Here is a 16,540-nt window from a genome sequence, read left to right as displayed (position 1 = left end):
CAGTAAATCAGGCTCGCCCCAAGGGGCGCGGGAAGTACAGCCTCTTCGTCTCTACGACGAGTCCCTCCGCCGAGGCGTACTGGGCCCGGCCATGCTCGAACATTGCGTTGATCGCGCCCGCCATGAAGTCGGCAAACTGAAGAGCCCTGCATTGGCCACTATCTGCGCTCTTTGTATGCAGCCGAGTAGGCACTTCCAATGCAAGCCATAGCTCGGTCTGCAGGTAGTCGTGCAACGAGCTTCCGCTCTCGACCTTGACTGAACGATGATCCGGGATGAAGTGCACGGTCTGATGCTTCTTCATCTCGTCCAGAAGCATCAGCTTCAGCATGTAGTTGTAGAGCTTGTTCGGATCGTCGCGGATGTGCCTCATGACGTTGGGCTTGTATGCCACGATGGCGTGGTATGAAATGTCGGGATGCTTGCGCAGGAGCTGCGCGGCCTGCCTTACGAAGTGCAGTCTCGACGGCTCACTCGCATCCGTCCATTTGCGCTCTTTCTTCGTCGTCCACCGGCTCGCCTTATACATCTGTCGCACGACGCGATCGAGATGGTGGCATTTTTCGTCCGGGACGCACGTGGCAAAGATGGTAAGGAACCGGCTGGAGCCGCGCCTGCCATAGGGTGGTTCGAAGTTCCAGCCGAGGTCGCCGCTTTCGTCGGCATAAATGTGCATCGTGAGCTTCCTTGCTCGAGAAAAACGAAAGGCCCCACATGGAGGCCCTTCGATGGTGACAGACCCTGGGGCCGGCGCGTTTACAACGCGCTTACGACGCCTTCGTGGGTATCGCGGTGATCCCAGGCTTTACCTGTCGGGCGAAAGTATGTAATCAGGTGTCCTTCGGGTCAACGCCTCTCGCGTAGGCGCTGACTGCCGGTTGGCGTAGGTGTTTTCTTGCTTCTTGTCAGCAATCTGATCGACGGCGCGTAGCCGCCAAGGCAACTCTTTGACGTACCGTCCCGTCCCCCAACCTGGCTCGCCGCATGAAGCGAACGACCCGCTGGATCCTTCTGCTACTGGCCTTCCTCGCCCTCACGGCCATTTTCGCGGGGGCATCGCTTTACGCGATGCAGGACCAGCTTCTGTATCCCGGTGCGCAGGCAACGCGGCCATTCGGCGATCTTCGCGTGCAGCGAGCTGACGGCGTCATGCGCGGATGGATCCTGCATCCGGAGGCCGGGGACGCCCTCGTGGTATTCGGTGGCAACGGCATGAGCCTGTCGCGCTACGCGCCGCGGCTGGAGCAGTGCACCACGCGCGCGGTGTATCTCATGCCGTACCGCGGCTACGAGGGGCAGATGGGCCGGCCACGCGAACGCGATTTCGTGGCCGATGGCATCGCCCTTGTCGACGAAATCAAGAAGACCCACGCCCGTGTCGGCATCCTCGGCATCAGCATCGGTACGGGCGTTGCCACGCAGGTAGCGGCGGCGCGTAAACCAGACATGCTTTGGCTGGTAACGCCCTACGACAAGATGACCCGCGTGGCGGACGACAACATGCATGGTTTGCCGGTCAGCCTGATCATGCACGATCACTTCGATAGCGACGTCGCAGCGCAGAAGCTTGGTGGCGTTCCGGTCATCGTGCTGCAGGCCAACCACGATGAGGTCATCCCTGCCGGACGCACGGAGGCGCTGGTTCGTGCGCTACCGCAACCGCCGGTCGCGTGGCTTCATGTCGACGCCGGGCACAACACCATCCTGTCCGCGGATGCGCTGTGCGCGTCGCTCAGGCAACGTACTGCCAGCGATTCCCCGACTCCCTGAACACCATGCGTGCACCGTGCCTCGCGTTGTCGTCGATGTTGATCTGATCGATCGCCTTGCGGATCGTCGCATGACCATTGCAATGGCCCAGCGCGATCAGGCGAAGCAGTTTCTCGGAGGTGCGCGGGATGGGACTACGCTCCTTTTCCCACAGCGCAATCGACTGGGCTCCGATGCCGAGAAGCGAGCCCAGGGATTCCTGTGAGAGCTCCATGTGCTTACGAAGGAAGCGCACCTCGCGACCCGACAGTGGGGCGATCTTGACCGCCAGCGTAAGGGCGATCTCCCTGTCGAGGCCGAGGACGTCGGCGACCGCGACGGCAGTGCCGTAGACCGTCTCCGAGTGTTCGAAGCCATTGGTCAGCCATACGTTTTCAAGGCCGCACGTTTGATAGTGATACATCTCAAAGCACCCAGAAAGTCGTGATGACGATAGCCTGCGGTTGTCGGGTATCGAGGGCGACGATCGATGCCAGGTGATCACCCGCCGTGTATGCCTCAACCACCAGCTTCCAGTTTCCGTGCTCGTCCAGCCGAGGCGACTCGGCAAGGTCGCCACGACGCAGGCACGTAAGTAGCTGCTTCAGCGTTATCTCGCGCTCGACCATCCTCTGCTCGGCATGCCGCGTCACGTGGATCCGCGAAGGGTCTTCGGATAGGCGCCGTAGGTGTCCGAGCGCGGTAGCGTCCGATAGCCGCAAGGGCGTGACTGCTCGATTAGCCATCCCGTGGCGTCCGTCGTTAGGGGACTATAACCTATAAAAAATATAGGTTGTAAGATGTAGGTCTGGTTCCGTCGGTGTTGTAGGAGAAGTCTCCGTCTACGTGGGCGTCTGCCTCCTGCCGCACTGCAACGTGGCCGTGACAGTACCCCGTGTAAACTTGTGGGCATGACTCGTCTTTGCGTGTCCCTCGCGTGTGTGTTGCTTGCCGTGCCTTTCGTGGCAGGGGCGCAGGACGTTTCCCGGGAGGCGCTGGCGTCGCGGATGGCGGCGCACCAGGCGCCCGTCGTGCTCGACGTGCGCACGCCCGGGGAATATCGCGACGGCCACCTGGCGGGTGCCTTGAACGTGCCCGTGGATGAGGTGGCGGTCCGCCACGGCGTCCTCGGTGCGCGGCGCGACCAGGAACTGGTCGTCTACTGCAAGTCAGGCAAGCGCGCCGCGCGTGCCCGCGACACCTTGCAATCCCTGGGCTACACCAACGTGCACCTGCTCGAAGGAAGCGCCGATGCATGGCGCGCCGACGGCCGTCCGCTGGTTGAAGAACGCCCCCAACCCTGAGTAAGACCATGAGCCCTACCACCCGTTCGGTCGCCCTCGTCGGCGTCCCCACTGATATCGGCGCCGGCCACCGCGGCAGTTCCATGGGCCCCGAGGCCCTGCGCGTCGCACGGCTGGCCGAGCGGCTGTCCAGGCGCGGCATGCACGTGGTCGACCGCGGCAACGTGGCCGGCCCGCTCAACCCCTGGCTGCCGCCGACCAATGGCTATCGCCACCTGGACGAAGCCGTGGCCTGGAATACCGCCACCCACGAGGCGATCTACGGGGCGCTCAACGACGGCCACCTGCCGATCATGCTGGGCGGCGACCACTGCCTCGCCATCGGTTCCATTTCGGCCGTGGCCCGTTATTGCCGGGACAAGGGCAAGAAGCTTCGCGTGTTGTGGCTGGACGCCCACGCCGACTTCAACACCAGCAACATCACCCCGTCGGGCAATATCCACGGCATGCCGGTCGCGTGCCTCTGCGGCCACGGCCCGGACGCGCTGACCGGCATCGGCGGCACCACGCCGGCGATCAGCCCCGACGTCATCCGCCAGATCGGCATCCGCTCGGTGGATGAGGGCGAGAAGCGCCTTGTCCACGAAGTGGGCATCGATATCTACGACATGCGCTACATCGACGAGATCGGCATCAAGGCCGCGATGGAAGAGGCCCTGGCCGGCGTGGACGACGATACCCACCTGCATGTCAGCTTCGACGTCGACTTCCTCGACCCGAGCATCGCCCCGGGCGTGGGCACCACGGTGAGGGGCGGCCCGAACTATCGCGAGGCCCAGTTGGTGATGGAGATGATCGCCGACACCGGGCGGGTAGGCTCGCTGGATATCGTGGAGCTGAACCCGGCGTTCGATAAGCGGAACCAGACGGCGAAGCTGGCGGTGGAGCTGGTGGAGTCGTTGTTCGGGAAGTCGACCCTGATGCGCTGAGGAGGCTACACTCGGACGGTTTCCGTCCGTTGCGTATCAAGGCCCCCATGCGTACCCGTGTTCTTACCGGCATCACCACCACCGGCACGCCGCACCTCGGCAACTTTGCCGGTGCGATCCGTCCGGCCATCGTCGCGAGCAAGGATCCCAACGTGGATGCCTTCTACTTCATGGCCGACTACCACGCGCTGATCAAGGCGGACGACGCCGAGCGCGTGGCCGCCTCGCGCATGAAGATCACGGCGACCTGGCTGGCCGGAGGCCTGGATCCGGAGACCGCGACCATCTACCGCCAGTCGGACATCCCCGAGGTGCCCGAGCTGATGTGGCTGCTGACCTGTGTCACCGGCAAGGGCCTGCTCAATCGGGCGCACGCCTACAAGGCCGCGGTCGACCGCAACGTCGAGCTGCATGAAGACCCGGATGCGGGCGTCACCGCCGGCCTCTACATGTACCCGGTGCTCATGGCCGCCGACATCCTCGCCTTCAACGCGAACAAGGTGCCGGTAGGCCGCGACCAGATCCAGCACATCGAGATGGCGCGCGATATCGCCCAGCGCTTCAACCATATCTACGGCCGCGAGTACTTCGTGCTGCCGGAAGTGCAGATCGAAGAACAGGTGGCGACCCTGCCGGGCCTGGACGGCCGGAAGATGTCGAAGAGCTACGACAACACCATCCCGCTGTTCGATGGCGGTTCGAAGGCCCTGCGCGAAGCGATCATGAAGATCGTCACCGATTCGCGCGCGCCCGGCGAGCCGAAAGACACCGACGACTCCGCGCTGTTCACGATCTTCAAGGCCTTCGCCTCTCCGTCGGAAAGCGCGGCATTCGCCGATGCGTTGCATGGCGGACTGGGCTGGGGCGAAGCCAAGCAGGTGTTGTTCGAGCGGATCGAGGCCGACGTGGCGCCGATGCGCGAGCGCTACGACTCGCTGATGGCGCGCCCTGACGACATGGAAGACATCCTGCTGGCAGGCGCCGCGAAGGCGCGTTCCATCGCCGTCCCCCTGCTGGCCGAACTGCGCGAGGCCGTGGGCCTGCGCACGTTCCGTCCGGCGGCAAAGGCCCAGCCTGAGGCTGCGAAGGCGCCGGCGAAAGCCAGGCCGCCGCGCTTCGCCAGTTTCCGCGAGGACGATGGCAGCTTCCGCTTCCGTCTGTTCGGCGCGGATGGCGAGGAGCTGCTGCTCTCGGTGCCGTTCAAGGATCCGAAGGCCGCGGGCCAGCTGCGCCAGGCGCTGTCGACCCTGGGTGGATCCGCCGCCGCGATCGAATCGCAGGGTGACCACGTCGCGCTGCTGATCGATGGGCAGGTGGTGGCCAACGGCCAGTCCTACCCCGACGAGGTGGCGCGCGCCACTGCCATCCTGCGCCTGCGCGCCGCGCTGGACGCACTGGCCGCCGACCAGGAGTAAAGCCGATGCGCTACCTCGCACTGATGTTGCTGGCGCCCTGGCTCATCGTGTTGGGGTGGGCGTATTGGGCCTATCCGAAGACGTTGCCGCGCACGCTTGCGCGGCGCGCTTTCGACACGCTGGCGCTGGTCGCGGCGGTGGTGTTGTCCATCCAGGCGGCCCTGCTCGCCTACGACGCCGTGGAACTGCCGGCGGCGGATCAGTTCGGCCCGAAGAGCGGGGCCATCTGGCAGCAGGTGGTGCCGGCGCTTTATGGATATGGCGCGTTCGTGGCCGTGCTGGCCGTGGCGCTGGTGGTGCGCTACGTGATCTGGAAGCGTCGGGTGGTTTGAGCGCCGCGTGGTTTGGATCGCGCGCAGGCGCGCTCCTACATGTAGGAGCGCGCCTGCGCGCGATCAAACCTTGCGCAACCGCCCCGTCAGCCCCTTCAGGAAATTCCGCAGGAACTGATCGCCGCAAAGGCGGAAATTCGTGTGCTTCGGCTGGCGGAAGAGGGCGTTCACTTCGCCCTTGGACACCTTGAAACCGGCATCGCCCATGATCGCGAGGATGTCGTCTTCCTTCAGCTCGAAGGCGACGCGCAGCTTCTTCAGCACGGTGTTGTTGTTGATCCGGGTCTCGACCGGGCGCGGGGGCTGCGACTCGTCGCGGCCGCGGCGGTGGACGATCAGGCCGTCGAGGAAATGCGCCATCACCGGGTCTGGCATGGCGACGAAGCCGGCGTCGTCTTCGCGCTTGAGCCAGCCTTCGACCTCGTCCCGGGTGGCCACGTGGCCACCCAGGGCGAGGATCTCGACGACGTGCACGTCGCCGAGATCGAGCATGTAGCGGATGCTGCGTAGGGTATCGTTGTTAAGCATGCCGACAAGGATACCCCGTAGGAGCGCGCCTGCGCGCGAATGGGACGAACGGAAGCGCCCCATTCGCGCGCAGGCGCGCTCCTACATGGATACCGTCAGTTCGGCAGGCCCAGGTCGTCGATCATCGCCTTGAGGAAGCGCGCAGCCTCGCCGCCGGTGGCGGCGCGGTGGTCGAAGGTGAGCGACAGCGGCATGCGGCGATGCACTTCGATGCCGCCCATGACCGCGACCACGTCGTGGCTGAGCTTGCCGGCGCCGACGATGGCGACGGTCGGCGGCACGACCACCGGGGTGGCGTAGCGGCCGGCGAACATGCCGAAGTTGCTCAGGCTGATGGTGTAGCCGGAGAGCTCCGAGGCCGGGATGCTGCGGTCTTCGACCGAAGTACGCAGGCGCTTGATGGCGGCACGGATGCCGGCGCCATCGAGCACGTCGGCGTTACGCAGCGCCGGCACGAACAGACCGTCGTCGGTGTCCACGGCAATGCCGATGTCCACGTGCGGGTGCAGCGTGCGGGTCAGGTCCTTGCCGTTGAACCAGGCATTGAGCGCCGGGACCGCCTTGCATGCCACCACCATCGCGCGGATCAGGCGGGCGGTGATGTCCTGCTTGCCGATCCAGGCGTGCAGGTCGGCGTCGTCCACGATCGAGGTCGGCACGACCTGGGCGTGGGCGTCGGCCATGACGCGGGCCATGTTGCGACGGACACCCTTCAGCTGCTCCGGCTGGCCCATCGCTTCCTTACCCGGGGGCGAGGTGCGGACGGCCTTGCCAGCCAGCGACACCGGCGTGCGGGTCGGGGCGGGGCCCGGCTCCGGCAGCGTCGGTGCGAGGTGCTGCGCGGCGGCCGGACGGGCCGGCGCGGAACCCACCGCGGCACTGCCATTGGCGGCGGCGTTTTTCACGTCCTGCATGGTGATGACGCCACCGGCGCCGGTCGGCTGCACGCGGGTGAGGTCGATCTTCATCTTCTTCGCCAGCGCACGCACGGCCGGGACAGCCTTCACGCCACCGGCACTGGAGACCTGCTCGGTGTGCACGGCGTTGCCGCTGACCATGGCGCCCACGACGGTGCCTTCGTCCTCGCGCTGGGCCGGGGCCTTGCCGTCGGCGTCGATCTCGCCGCCGTCGTCGGAGGCGACGACCTTCGACGCATCGTCGGCGGCCGGGCTACCGACGCCCTTCTTCGGGCCGTGGTGGTGGCCGGTGGACTCGGCTTCGGCGCGCTGGCGCGCATTCGGGTCGATCTCGAAATCGGCCAGCGACGCGCCGGTTTCGATGATGTCGCCGACCGCGCCGTGCAGCTTCTTCACGGTGCCGGAGTAGGGCGAGGGCACGTCGACGACGGCCTTCGCGGTTTCCATCGACACCAGCGGGGCGTCGAGCTTGATCGTGTCGCCTTCCTTGACGTGCCACTCGACGACGGTCGCGTCGGGCAGGCCTTCGCCGAGGTCCGGCAGGAAAAAGGTCTTGATGTCGGCCATGTCTATCGATTCCTCAGGAGGCGGCGAGCGTGCGTTCGGCGGCTTCGACGATGCGTTCGACGCTGGGCAGGTACTTCATTTCCAGGCGGAACAGCGGGATGTGCGTATCGAAACCGGTGACGCGTTCGACCGGGGCGAGCAGGCTGTACAGGCACTCCTCGGACAGGCGGGCGGCGATTTCCGCACCGAAACCGGCGGTCTTCGGGGCTTCGTGGACGATGACGCAACGACCGGTCTTGGTCACCGACTCGGCGATCGTGTCGAAGTCCAGCGGGGTCAGCGTGGCGACGTCGATGACTTCGGCGCTGATGCCCTTCTCGGCCAGTTCGTCGGCGGCCTCGAGGCATTCCTTCACCTGCGCGCCCCAGGTCACCAGGGTCACGTCGGTGCCGTCGCGCAGCACGAAGCAGACGTCGAGCGGCAGTGCCTCGCCGTCATCGGGCACTTCTTCCTTGTACTGGCGATAGATGCGCTTGGGCTCGAAGAAGATCACCGGATCCGGATCGCGGATGGCGGCGAGCAGCAGGCCGTAGGCACGCGCCGGCGACGACGGCATGACCACGCGCAGGCCCGGGATGTTGGTGAACAGGTGCTCGTTCGCCTCGGAGTGATGCTCCGGCGCACGGATGCCGCCGCCCCACGGGGCGCGCCACACGGCCGGCACGGTCATGCGGCCACGGGTGCGGTTGCGCATGCGCGCGGCGTGGCAGGCGATGTGCTCCATCATCGGGTAGATGAAGCCTTCGAACTGCGCTTCGGCGACCGGCTTCATGCCCTGCACGGCCAGGCCGATGGTCAGGCCGGCGATGGTGCCTTCGTCCAGCGGCGTGTCGATGACGCGCATCTCGCCGAACTGTTCCTGCAGGCCCTGGGTGGCGCGGAACACGCCACCGTTGACGCCGACGTCCTCACCGAGCACCACGACGCTTTCGTCGTTGCGCATCTCGTAGGCGAGCGCCTGGGTCACTGCTTCGATAAGAGTGATTTGTGCCATGGGAATGGGCTCCTTACGACTTGCGATCGAGGGAAGCGACGAGCTCGCGCTGCGCTTCGAGGTCGGCGGGGACTTCGGCGTACAGGTAGTCGAACATGGCCGTTGCCGGCTGGTTCTTCGTCTCCAGGTACGCGTTCACCTCGTTGTCCATCCAGTCGTCGCACTCGGCCTTCCAGGCCTCTTCCTTCGCGTCGTCCCACTTGCCCTTGGCTTCGAGCCACTTGCGCAGGCGCGGCACCGGGTCGCGCTCCCAGGCGTCCTTCACTTCCTGCTCGCCACGGTAGCGGCGGGCATCGTCGGCGGTGGTGTGGTCGCCGAGGCGGTAGGTCACCGCTTCGATGACGCTGCCGCCCTGGCCGGAACGGGCGCGCTCGAGCGCGGCTTCCATCGCCGCGCGCACGGCGATGATGTCGTTGCCGTCCACCTGGATGCAGTACAGGCCAGCCGCGATGCCCTTCTGGGCCAGCGTGCCCGAACCGCTCTGGATGCGGCGGGGGACCGAGATCGCCCACTGGTTGTTGACGATCACGGCGACCAGCGGCAGCTGCTGCGCGCCGGCGACGTTGATGGCGCCGTAGAAGTCGCCCTTGGACGAGCCGCCGTCACCGATGGTGCAGACGGCCACGCGCGGTTCCTTGCGGATCTTGAAGGCCAGCGCCGAACCGGCGGCGTGCAGGCACTGGGTGCCGATCGGCACGCACCAGGCGAAGTCGTGGGCCGGGGCGTCCTGGAAGTCGTTGCCGCGCTCGTCGCCACCCCAGTAGGTGTAGACCTCGCGCGGCTTCACGCCACGGTACAGCTGCGCGCCGTATTCGCGGTAGGACACGGCCAGCGAGTCCTCCCGGCGCATGGCGCTGCCGATGCCGACGTGGGCGGCTTCGTGGCCCAGGCACGAGGCGTAGGTACCCAGCTTGCCGGTGCGCTGCAGGGCGATCGACTTGGCGTCGAACACACGGGTCGACACCATCAGCTTGTAGAGCTCGACCATGTGGTCGAGGTCCTTGGCGAAGGCTGGCAGTTCCTTGCCGGTTTCCTTGCCATCCTGGTCAAGGTACTGCAGGTATTCGATTTCGAACTTGGCGGCGATGGACACGACTCGCTCCCAGGGGAAAGGTTAGAAACGACACGCACGAATGGGGAAGCGGACGGCCCATCCAGCGGGGCGCGAACAGCTTGTCTGGTCTTGCGAGCCGGACTAGATATCAGGGGTATTATGGCCCGGCAAGGCACGCCGCAGCATGCTTGAGCCACCCATGGGCCGGGAAATGGCGTCGTGGCGCGGCTGGCGCGCCGTCCACCCACATTGTGAAGACGTCCATGGCCCACCCCCAGCGCGACCTGGAACCCGGCATCCGCACCGATCTCGACGGGCGGCTGACCTATGGCGACTACCTCCGCCTGGACCAGGTGCTTTCCGCGCAGCACCCCCTGAGCCAGCCCGAGCACCACGACGAACTGCTGTTCATCATCCAGCACCAGACCTCGGAGCTGTGGCTCAAGCTGATGATCCACGAGCTGGATGCGGCGCTGGTGCGGCTGCGCGCCGACGACCTCGGCGGCACCCAGAAGGTGCTGGCCCGGGTCAAGCAGATCCAGCGCCAGCTTTACGAGCAGTGGGGCGTGCTGGAAACGCTCACCCCGGCCGAATACCTGCAGTTCCGCGACGTGCTGGGGCCGTCCTCCGGCTTCCAGTCCCTGCAGTACCGGATCGTCGAATTCCTGCTGGGCAACAAGCACGCCGACATGCTGCGGGTGTTCGAGCACGATCCGGCCGCCCACGAGCGCCTAAAGGCGGTCTACGAGGCGCCAGGGCTTTACGACGAATACCTGCGCTTCCTGGCCCGTCGCGGCCACCCCATTCCGGTGGAGTTGCTGGAGCGCGACGTCACCCAGCCCTGGCGTAGCCAGCCCACGCTGCTGCCGATCCTGCGCCGGATCTACGAAGACACGGCCGCCTACTGGTCTGAGTACCATCTCAGTGAGCTACTGGTCGACATCGAGGAAAACTTCCAGTTGTGGCGCTTCCGCCACATGAAGACCGTGGAACGCATCATCGGCTTCAAACCCGGCACTGGCGGGTCCTCCGGCGTGGCCTTCCTGCGCAAGGCGCTGGAGCAGAGCTTCTTCCCCGAGCTGATCGAAGTCCGCACGCTGCTGGGTACCTGACCCGCCTCGCAAGATTTGACGCGCCGGGCCGGTCCAGCTAAACACGCTCATCGATTCACCGCCAAGGGAAGCCATGACTTCGACCGCCCCCAGCCCGGCACGGCCCGTGCCCGAGTACCCGCAGACCATGGGCCACCCGCGTCCCCTGTGGATGCTGTTCATGACCGAGTTCTGGGAGCGCTTCGCTTTTTATGGCATGCGCTGGGCGCTGACGCTGTACATCGTGGCCGAATTCTTCAACGGCGACGCCTCGGGCCAGGGCTACGCCAGCCGCACCTACGGCGCCTACCTGGCGCTGGTCTACGCCTCGGCGATCTTCGGTGGCTACGTGGCCGACCGCGTGCTCGGTTACCAGCGATCCATCCTGCTCGGCGCCGCGGTCATGGGCCTGGGCCTGTTCATGGTGATGGTGCCGCAGCAGGACATCTTCCTCGCCGGCCTGGCCACCGTGATCGTCGGCAATGGCCTGTTCAAGCCAAACATCTCGTCGCTGGTGGGGCAGATCTACCCGGTGGGCGACGATCGCCGCGACCGTGGCTTCACCATTTTCTACATGGGCATCAACCTGGGCGGTTTCCTCGCCCCGCTGATCACCGGCTGGGTGGCGTCGGTCATGACCGACACGCCTCTGCAGCAGAACTACAAGGCCGTGTTCGCCGCCACCGGCGTCGGCATGGTGATCTGCTTCATCTGGTTCCTTATCGGCAAGAAGCAGCTGAAGGGCGTGGGTGTGCCGCCGCCGGAACGGCATGAAGGCAAGAGCCTGCTGATGGTGATCATCGGCATCCTCGTCGCCGTGCCGCTGGTGTACCTGTTGATGGCGAAGGCCGGCGCGATCTTCATCGCGTGGGTGCTCGGCGCGTTGTTCATCGGCGTGGCCGTGATGCTCGTGGTCGAGGCCGTGCGCCACGACACCATCCAGATCCACCGCGTGATCGCGATGCTGTTGCTGTTCGCCTTCAACGTGCTGTTCTGGATGTTCTTCGAGCAGGCCGGCAGTTCGTTCAACTTCCTCGCCCAGAACATCGTCGACCGGCAGATGTTCGGTGGCTGGGAGTTCCCGACCGGCTGGTTCCAGTCGGTGAACTCGGCGGCCATCCTGGTCTTCGCGCCGATCGTCGCGCTGAGCTGGGGCCTTCTCGCAAAAGCCCGTGCCGAGCCGTCGATCCCGCGCAAGTTTGGCCTCGGCCTGATGTTCAACGCCCTCGGCTTCCTGGTGCTGATGTACGCGCTGAAGAGCCTGGTCGACGGCCGCGGGTTGATCCCGTTCTGGCCGCTGGCCGCCTGCTACGTCGCGCAGACCATCGGCGAGCTGTGCCTCTCGCCGATCGGCCTGTCGATGGTGACCAAGCTGGCGCCCTTGCGCGTGGTTGGCCTGGCGATGGGCGGCTGGTTCCTCTCCACCGCCATCGGCAACAACCTGTCCGGCCTGCTCGCCGGCCACATCAGCGGCGAAAGCGGCATGACGGTGGGCTCGGCGCTATCCGGCTTCACCTTCAGCTTCGAACTGCTGATCGGTGCCGGCATCGTGCTGTTCCTGATCGCGCCGCTGATCAACAAGCTGATGCACGGGATCAAATAATCGCGGGTCAGGGGGAAAGAAGCTTGTCCAGGATGCGGGCAAGCCACGCTTTCTCTTCGTCGTCCAGCCGGGCCAGAAGCTCGTGCTCGTGGGCGCGGGCCATGGGGGCCACCTCGTCGTGGATGGCCCAGCCCGCGTCGGACAGCCGCAGCACCGAGCGGCGCTTGTCGCCGTCGTGGGTGCTGCGGTCGACCCGTCCGGCCTCGACCAGCCGGGCCACGGCGCGGCTGACCGCCACCTTGTCCATGCGCGTGCGCTCCACCACCTGGGTGGCCGAGGACGAGGGGAAGCGGGCCAGCACCGTCATCACGCGCCATTCCGTCATGCTGAGCTGGAATCGGTCCTGGTATTCGTCCGCGATCGACTGGCTGACCGTGTTCGAAAGGATCGACAGGCGGTAGGGCAGGAAGCGCTCGAGCTCCAGCGGGGCGTGGGCGGGTAAGGGTTCGAGGGTCATGCTGCGCCGATCCTTGCAAATGGTTACAAGTGAAACTATAAGGTGGCGGTATACGGCGCAAGCCGCACCCGCAGCCAGGAGTATCGCTTATGAGCGCCCAGCCCAATATCGGTATGGAAGTCACCACCTTCGAAAACCCCCAGGGTGTCGATGGCTTCGAGTTCGTCGAGTTCGCCGCGCCGGACGCGAAGCTCCTCCACGACCTGTTCCCGCGCCTTGGCTTCACCGCCGTGGCGAAGCACAAGCACAAGGCCATCACCCTGTACCGCCAGGGCGAATGCAACTTCCTCGTCAACGAGGAGCCGAACTCCTTCGCCGCCGACTTCGCTGCCGCCCACGGGCCGAGCGCGTGCGGCTTCGCCATCCGCTTCAACCGCCCGGCGACGGACGTGCAGGCCACGGCGCTTTCCAATGGCGCGGAAAAGGTCGAGCACAAGGCCGATACGCTGGCGCTCGACGTGCCGACCATCCAGGGCATCGGTGGCTGCGCGCTGTACCTGATCGACACCTACGGCGCGAAGGGCGACGTGTTCGACGCCGAGTTCGAATGGCTGCCGGGCGTCGACCGCCACCCGAAGGGGTTCGGCCTGACCTTCATCGACCACCTGACCCACAACCTGCACTTCGGCAACATGCAGAAGTGGTCGGACTACTACGAGCGCCTGTTCAACTTCCGCGAGATCCGCTACTTCGACATCAAGGGCGCGAAGACCGGCCTGGTGTCCAAGGCGATGACGGCGCCGGACGGCATGGTCCGTATCCCGCTCAACGAGAGCTCGGATGAGAAGTCGCAGATCAACGAATACATCCGCGAGTACAACGGCGAAGGCATCCAGCACATCGCGCTGTTCACCGACAACATCTACGAGTCGGTGGAAGCCATGCGCGAGAAGGACGTGGCCTTCCTGGACACGCCGGACACGTACTACGAAGTGATCGACATCCGCGTGCCGGAACACGGCGAAGACGTGCCGCGCCTGCAGAAGAACAAGCTGCTGATCGACGCCGACGACGAGACCAAGAAGAAGCTGCTGCTGCAGATCTTCACCCAGAACAACATCGGGCCGATCTTCTTCGAGATCATCCAGCGCAAGGGCAACGAAGGCTTCGGCAACGGCAACTTCAAGGCCTTGTTCGAATCGATCGAACGCGACCAGATGCGCCGCGGCGTCCTCTAAAATCGCAGACCCCGTAGGAGCGCGCCTGCGCGCGATCGTGGGCGTGCCGCGAACGGGATCGCGCGCAGGCGCGCTCCTACACGGACTTTTTGGGATACTTCGATGAGCCACACCGACGATACCCGCGGATACCAGACTGGCTTTGGCAACGAGTTCGCCACGGAGGCGGTGCCAGGCGTGTTGCCCACCGGCCAGAATTCGCCGCAGCGCGTGGCCAAGGGCCTGTACGCCGAGCAGCTGTCCGGCAGCGCGTTCACCGCGCCGCGGCACCGTAACTTCCGTAGCTGGCTCTACCGGATCCGCCCGGCGGCGCAGCACTCGCCGTTCCGCGAGCTCGCGCACCCCACGTTCCACAACCGCTTCGACGAGGCCCATGCCACGCCGAACCAGATGCGTTGGGATCCGCTGCCGGCCCCCGCACCCGGCACCGACTTCCTCGATGGCCTGTTCACCATGGGTGGCAATGGCGGCGCGGCAGAGCAGGCGGGCGTGGGCATCCACCTCTACCTTGCCAACCGCTCGATGGAAGGGCGCTATTTCTACAACGCCGATGGCGAGCTGCTGATCGTTCCGCAGCAGGGCCGCCTGCGTATCCGTACCGAGCTGGGCGTGCTCGAGGTCGAGCCGCTCGAGATCGCGGTCGTGCCGCGCGGCATCCGCTTCCTCGTCGAGCTGCCCGATGGCGAAGCGCGCGGCTATGTCGCGGAGAACTTCGGCGCCACGCTGCACCTGCCGGACCTCGGCCCGATCGGCGCGAACGGCCTGGCCCATCCGCGTGACTTCCTCACGCCCGTGGCCGCCTACGAAGACGTGGACGGCGACTTCGCCCTCGTCGCCAAGTTCCAGGGTGCGCTGTGGGAAGCCGATATCGGCCACTCGCCGCTGGACGTCGTGGCATGGCACGGCAATTACGCGCCGTACAAATACGACCTGCGCCGCTTCAACACCATCGGTTCGATCGCGGTGGACCATCCGGATCCGTCGATCTTCACGGTGCTGACCTCCGCGAGCGACACGCCGGGCGTGGCGAACATGGACTTCGTGATCTTCCCGCCGCGCTGGCTGGTCGCTGAGCACACGTTCAGGCCGCCGTACTTCCACCGCAACGTGGCGAGCGAATTCATGGGCCTGATCACCGGCGCCTATGACGCCAAGGCCGGTGGCTTCGTGCCGGGCGGCTCCAGCCTGCACAACTGCATGAGCGGCCACGGCCCGGACCATGCCAGCTTCGAGAAGGCCTCCGCCGCCGACGTGACGAAGCCGGACCACGTCACCGGGACGATGGCTTTCATGTTCGAAACGCGCAAGGTGATCCGCCCGAGCAAGCAGGCGCTGGCATCCAGCGCGCTGCAAGGCGATTATTACGAATGCTGGCGTGGGCTGAAGAAGCACTTCGACCCGAACGCCGCCTGATACCCAAGGATCCGCATGAAACTCGCTTCGCTCAAGGAAGGCGGCCGCGACGGCACGCTCGTCGTCGTCAGCCGCGACCTTTCCCGCGCCGTGAAGGCCGCCGGGATCGCCGCCACGATGCAGGCCGCGCTGGACGACTGGCATGCGGCCGCGCCGCGCCTGAACGCCCTGGCCGAAGACCTGGAGGCCGGCAAGGCCGACGGTGCCTTCGCGCTGGACGTCGCCGCGCTGGCCGCGCCGCTGCCGCGTGCCTATGAGTTCGTCGACGGCAGCGCCTACCTCCCGCACGTCGAGCGCGTCCGCCGCGCCCGCGGTGCCGAGGTGCCGGCGTCGTTCTATTCCGATCCGCTGATGTACCAGGCCACCAGCGCCGGCTTCCTCGGCCCGCGCGATCCCGTCGTCGTGCCGAGCGAGGAATACGGCATCGACCTGGAAGCCGAAGTCGTCGTCATTACCGACGACGTGCCGATGGCACCGGGCGCGGAAGGGGCCTCCGGCCATATCCAGCTCATCGGCCTGGTCAACGACGTTTCGCTGCGTGGCCTGATCCCGGGCGAGCTCGCCAAGGGCTTCGGCTTCCTGCAGTCCAAGCCGCGCTCCGCCCTGTCGCCGGTGTTCGTCACGCCCGACGAACTGGGCGGCGCATGGCGCGACGACAAGCTGCACCTGCCGATGCGTACGTGGATCAACGGCCAGTGGTTCGGCGAAGCCGAGTGCGGCGTCGACATGCAGTTCAATTTCGCCCAGCTCGTGGCCCATGCCGCGAAGACCCGTCCGCTGACGGCCGGCACCATCGTCGGCTCCGGCACCATCGCCAACGAAGACACCGGCAAGGGCGCTTCCTGCCTGGCCGAGCAGCGCACGGTGGAAACCCTGCGCGACGGCAAGCCGACCACGCCGTTCCTGAAGTTCGGCGACACCATCCGCATCGATGTCACCGACACGGCCGGGGCCTCGATTTTTGGCGCCATCGAGCAGGTCATCCAGAAAGGCTGATGGCTTGCCCGTC

At 65.9% G+C, this 16,540-nt stretch carries 18 protein-coding genes; 10 read left to right on the top strand and 8 right to left on the bottom strand.

Features of this window, described 5'->3' with window-relative positions:
* Positions 1-7: 7 nt before the first annotated feature.
* On the bottom strand, positions 8-676 hold the full coding sequence (locus KPL74_13545; protein QWT18764.1) for a DUF3800 domain-containing protein: 669 nt from the start codon (positions 674-676) through the stop codon (positions 8-10).
* 308 nt (positions 677-984) lie between these two features.
* Between KPL74_13545 and KPL74_13540 the strand changes: the two genes are divergently transcribed.
* Positions 985-1,770, top strand: coding sequence for a lysophospholipase (locus KPL74_13540; protein ID QWT18763.1), 786 nt, complete (start codon positions 985-987; stop codon positions 1,768-1,770).
* Here KPL74_13540 and KPL74_13535 read toward each other — a convergent pair.
* Both KPL74_13535 and KPL74_13530 read right to left on the bottom strand, forming a co-directional pair.
* Entirely contained in the window at positions 1,733-2,173 is a 441-nt protein-coding gene (locus KPL74_13535; protein ID QWT18762.1) for a hypothetical protein, read from the bottom strand. The two genes, KPL74_13540 and KPL74_13535, sit on opposite strands and share 38 nt — an antisense overlap.
* Position 2,174: 1 nt before the next feature.
* Entirely contained in the window at positions 2,175-2,402 is a 228-nt protein-coding gene (locus KPL74_13530; protein QWT18761.1) for a DUF4258 domain-containing protein, read from the bottom strand.
* A 258-nt stretch (positions 2,403-2,660) separates the two neighbouring features.
* On the opposite strand from KPL74_13530, the gene KPL74_13525 reads away from it, so the two are divergent.
* The 4 genes from KPL74_13525 to KPL74_13510 are packed head-to-tail and all read left to right on the top strand — an operon-like array spanning position 2,661 to position 5,729.
* Complete coding sequence (locus KPL74_13525) at positions 2,661-3,053, top strand: rhodanese-like domain-containing protein (GenBank protein ID QWT18760.1); 393 nt, start codon at positions 2,661-2,663, stop codon at positions 3,051-3,053.
* Positions 3,054-3,061: 8 nt separating this feature from the next.
* On the top strand, positions 3,062-3,982 hold the full coding sequence (gene rocF, locus KPL74_13520) for an arginase (GenBank protein ID QWT18759.1): 921 nt from the start codon (positions 3,062-3,064) through the stop codon (positions 3,980-3,982).
* A gap of 47 nt (positions 3,983-4,029) precedes the next feature.
* On the top strand, positions 4,030-5,397 hold the full coding sequence (locus KPL74_13515) for a tryptophan--tRNA ligase (GenBank protein ID QWT18758.1): 1,368 nt from the start codon (positions 4,030-4,032) through the stop codon (positions 5,395-5,397).
* 5 nt (positions 5,398-5,402) lie between these two features.
* A complete protein-coding gene (locus tag KPL74_13510; GenBank protein QWT18757.1) occupies positions 5,403-5,729 on the top strand; it encodes a hypothetical protein in 327 nt (108 codons plus the stop codon).
* Positions 5,730-5,792: 63 nt separating this feature from the next.
* Here KPL74_13510 and KPL74_13505 read toward each other — a convergent pair whose 3' ends face one another.
* The 4 genes from KPL74_13505 to pdhA form a co-directional block, all read right to left on the bottom strand.
* On the bottom strand, positions 5,793-6,257 hold the full coding sequence (locus KPL74_13505) for a DUF1456 family protein (GenBank protein ID QWT18756.1): 465 nt from the start codon (positions 6,255-6,257) through the stop codon (positions 5,793-5,795).
* A gap of 95 nt (positions 6,258-6,352) precedes the next feature.
* On the bottom strand, positions 6,353-7,741 hold the full coding sequence (locus tag KPL74_13500) for a 2-oxo acid dehydrogenase subunit E2 (GenBank protein QWT18755.1): 1,389 nt from the start codon (positions 7,739-7,741) through the stop codon (positions 6,353-6,355).
* A 13-nt stretch (positions 7,742-7,754) separates the two neighbouring features.
* A complete protein-coding gene (locus KPL74_13495; GenBank protein QWT18754.1) occupies positions 7,755-8,735 on the bottom strand; it encodes an alpha-ketoacid dehydrogenase subunit beta in 981 nt (326 codons plus the stop codon).
* A 13-nt stretch (positions 8,736-8,748) separates the two neighbouring features.
* Entirely contained in the window at positions 8,749-9,828 is a 1,080-nt protein-coding gene (gene pdhA / locus KPL74_13490) for a pyruvate dehydrogenase (acetyl-transferring) E1 component subunit alpha (GenBank protein ID QWT18753.1), read from the bottom strand.
* Between the two features lie 224 nt (positions 9,829-10,052).
* On the opposite strand from pdhA, the gene KPL74_13485 reads away from it, so the two are divergent.
* On the top strand, positions 10,053-10,901 hold the full coding sequence (locus KPL74_13485; GenBank protein QWT18752.1) for a tryptophan 2,3-dioxygenase: 849 nt from the start codon (positions 10,053-10,055) through the stop codon (positions 10,899-10,901).
* A gap of 73 nt (positions 10,902-10,974) precedes the next feature.
* Positions 10,975-12,483 (top strand): peptide MFS transporter, encoded by a 1,509-nt coding sequence (locus KPL74_13480; GenBank protein ID QWT18751.1) that lies wholly within the window; start codon positions 10,975-10,977, stop codon positions 12,481-12,483.
* A gap of 7 nt (positions 12,484-12,490) precedes the next feature.
* On the opposite strand, the gene KPL74_13475 is transcribed toward KPL74_13480, so the two are convergent.
* Positions 12,491-12,940, bottom strand: a complete 450-nt coding sequence (locus tag KPL74_13475) for a MarR family transcriptional regulator (GenBank protein ID QWT18750.1) — start codon at positions 12,938-12,940, stop codon at positions 12,491-12,493.
* An 89-nt stretch (positions 12,941-13,029) separates the two neighbouring features.
* Between KPL74_13475 and hppD the strand changes: the two genes are divergently transcribed.
* The 3 genes from hppD (at position 13,030) to KPL74_13460 (ending at position 16,527) form a co-directional block, all read left to right on the top strand.
* Complete coding sequence (gene hppD / locus KPL74_13470; protein QWT18749.1) at positions 13,030-14,118, top strand: 4-hydroxyphenylpyruvate dioxygenase; 1,089 nt, start codon at positions 13,030-13,032, stop codon at positions 14,116-14,118.
* Positions 14,119-14,220: 102 nt separating this feature from the next.
* Positions 14,221-15,531: a homogentisate 1,2-dioxygenase gene (gene hmgA, locus KPL74_13465; GenBank protein QWT18748.1), complete on the top strand. Its 1,311-nt coding sequence runs from the start codon at positions 14,221-14,223 to the stop codon at positions 15,529-15,531.
* A gap of 15 nt (positions 15,532-15,546) precedes the next feature.
* On the top strand, positions 15,547-16,527 hold the full coding sequence (locus KPL74_13460; protein QWT18747.1) for a fumarylacetoacetate hydrolase family protein: 981 nt from the start codon (positions 15,547-15,549) through the stop codon (positions 16,525-16,527).
* Positions 16,528-16,540 lie beyond the last annotated feature (13 nt).

This window comes from Bacillus sp. NP157 (genome assembly GCA_018889975.1).
Classification (GTDB): Bacteria; Pseudomonadota; Gammaproteobacteria; order Xanthomonadales; family Rhodanobacteraceae; genus Luteibacter.
The sequence above is the reverse complement of the archived record's forward strand: the minus strand, read 5'-3'. Positions and strand labels throughout refer to the sequence as shown.

What these genes read in the sequence shown, in the direction of transcription:
- KPL74_13545 (QWT18764.1), bottom strand. Translation starts at nt 676, where the DNA reads ATGCACATTTATGCCGACGAAAGCGGCGACCTCGGCTGGAACTTCGAA.
- KPL74_13540 (QWT18763.1), top strand. Translation starts at nt 985, where the DNA reads ATGAAGCGAACGACCCGCTGGATCCTTCTGCTACTGGCCTTCCTCGCC.
- KPL74_13535 (QWT18762.1), bottom strand. Translation starts at nt 2,173, where the DNA reads ATGTATCACTATCAAACGTGCGGCCTTGAAAACGTATGGCTGACCAAT.
- KPL74_13525 (QWT18760.1), top strand. Translation starts at nt 2,661, where the DNA reads ATGACTCGTCTTTGCGTGTCCCTCGCGTGTGTGTTGCTTGCCGTGCCT.
- rocF (QWT18759.1), top strand. Translation starts at nt 3,062, where the DNA reads ATGAGCCCTACCACCCGTTCGGTCGCCCTCGTCGGCGTCCCCACTGAT.
- KPL74_13515 (QWT18758.1), top strand. Translation starts at nt 4,030, where the DNA reads ATGCGTACCCGTGTTCTTACCGGCATCACCACCACCGGCACGCCGCAC.
- KPL74_13510 (QWT18757.1), top strand. Translation starts at nt 5,403, where the DNA reads ATGCGCTACCTCGCACTGATGTTGCTGGCGCCCTGGCTCATCGTGTTG.
- KPL74_13505 (QWT18756.1), bottom strand. Translation starts at nt 6,257, where the DNA reads ATGCTTAACAACGATACCCTACGCAGCATCCGCTACATGCTCGATCTC.
- KPL74_13500 (QWT18755.1), bottom strand. Translation starts at nt 7,741, where the DNA reads ATGGCCGACATCAAGACCTTTTTCCTGCCGGACCTCGGCGAAGGCCTG.
- KPL74_13495 (QWT18754.1), bottom strand. Translation starts at nt 8,735, where the DNA reads ATGGCACAAATCACTCTTATCGAAGCAGTGACCCAGGCGCTCGCCTAC.
- KPL74_13485 (QWT18752.1), top strand. Translation starts at nt 10,053, where the DNA reads ATGGCCCACCCCCAGCGCGACCTGGAACCCGGCATCCGCACCGATCTC.
- KPL74_13480 (QWT18751.1), top strand. Translation starts at nt 10,975, where the DNA reads ATGACTTCGACCGCCCCCAGCCCGGCACGGCCCGTGCCCGAGTACCCG.
- KPL74_13475 (QWT18750.1), bottom strand. Translation starts at nt 12,940, where the DNA reads ATGACCCTCGAACCCTTACCCGCCCACGCCCCGCTGGAGCTCGAGCGC.
- hppD (QWT18749.1), top strand. Translation starts at nt 13,030, where the DNA reads ATGAGCGCCCAGCCCAATATCGGTATGGAAGTCACCACCTTCGAAAAC.
- hmgA (QWT18748.1), top strand. Translation starts at nt 14,221, where the DNA reads ATGAGCCACACCGACGATACCCGCGGATACCAGACTGGCTTTGGCAAC.
- KPL74_13460 (QWT18747.1), top strand. Translation starts at nt 15,547, where the DNA reads ATGAAACTCGCTTCGCTCAAGGAAGGCGGCCGCGACGGCACGCTCGTC.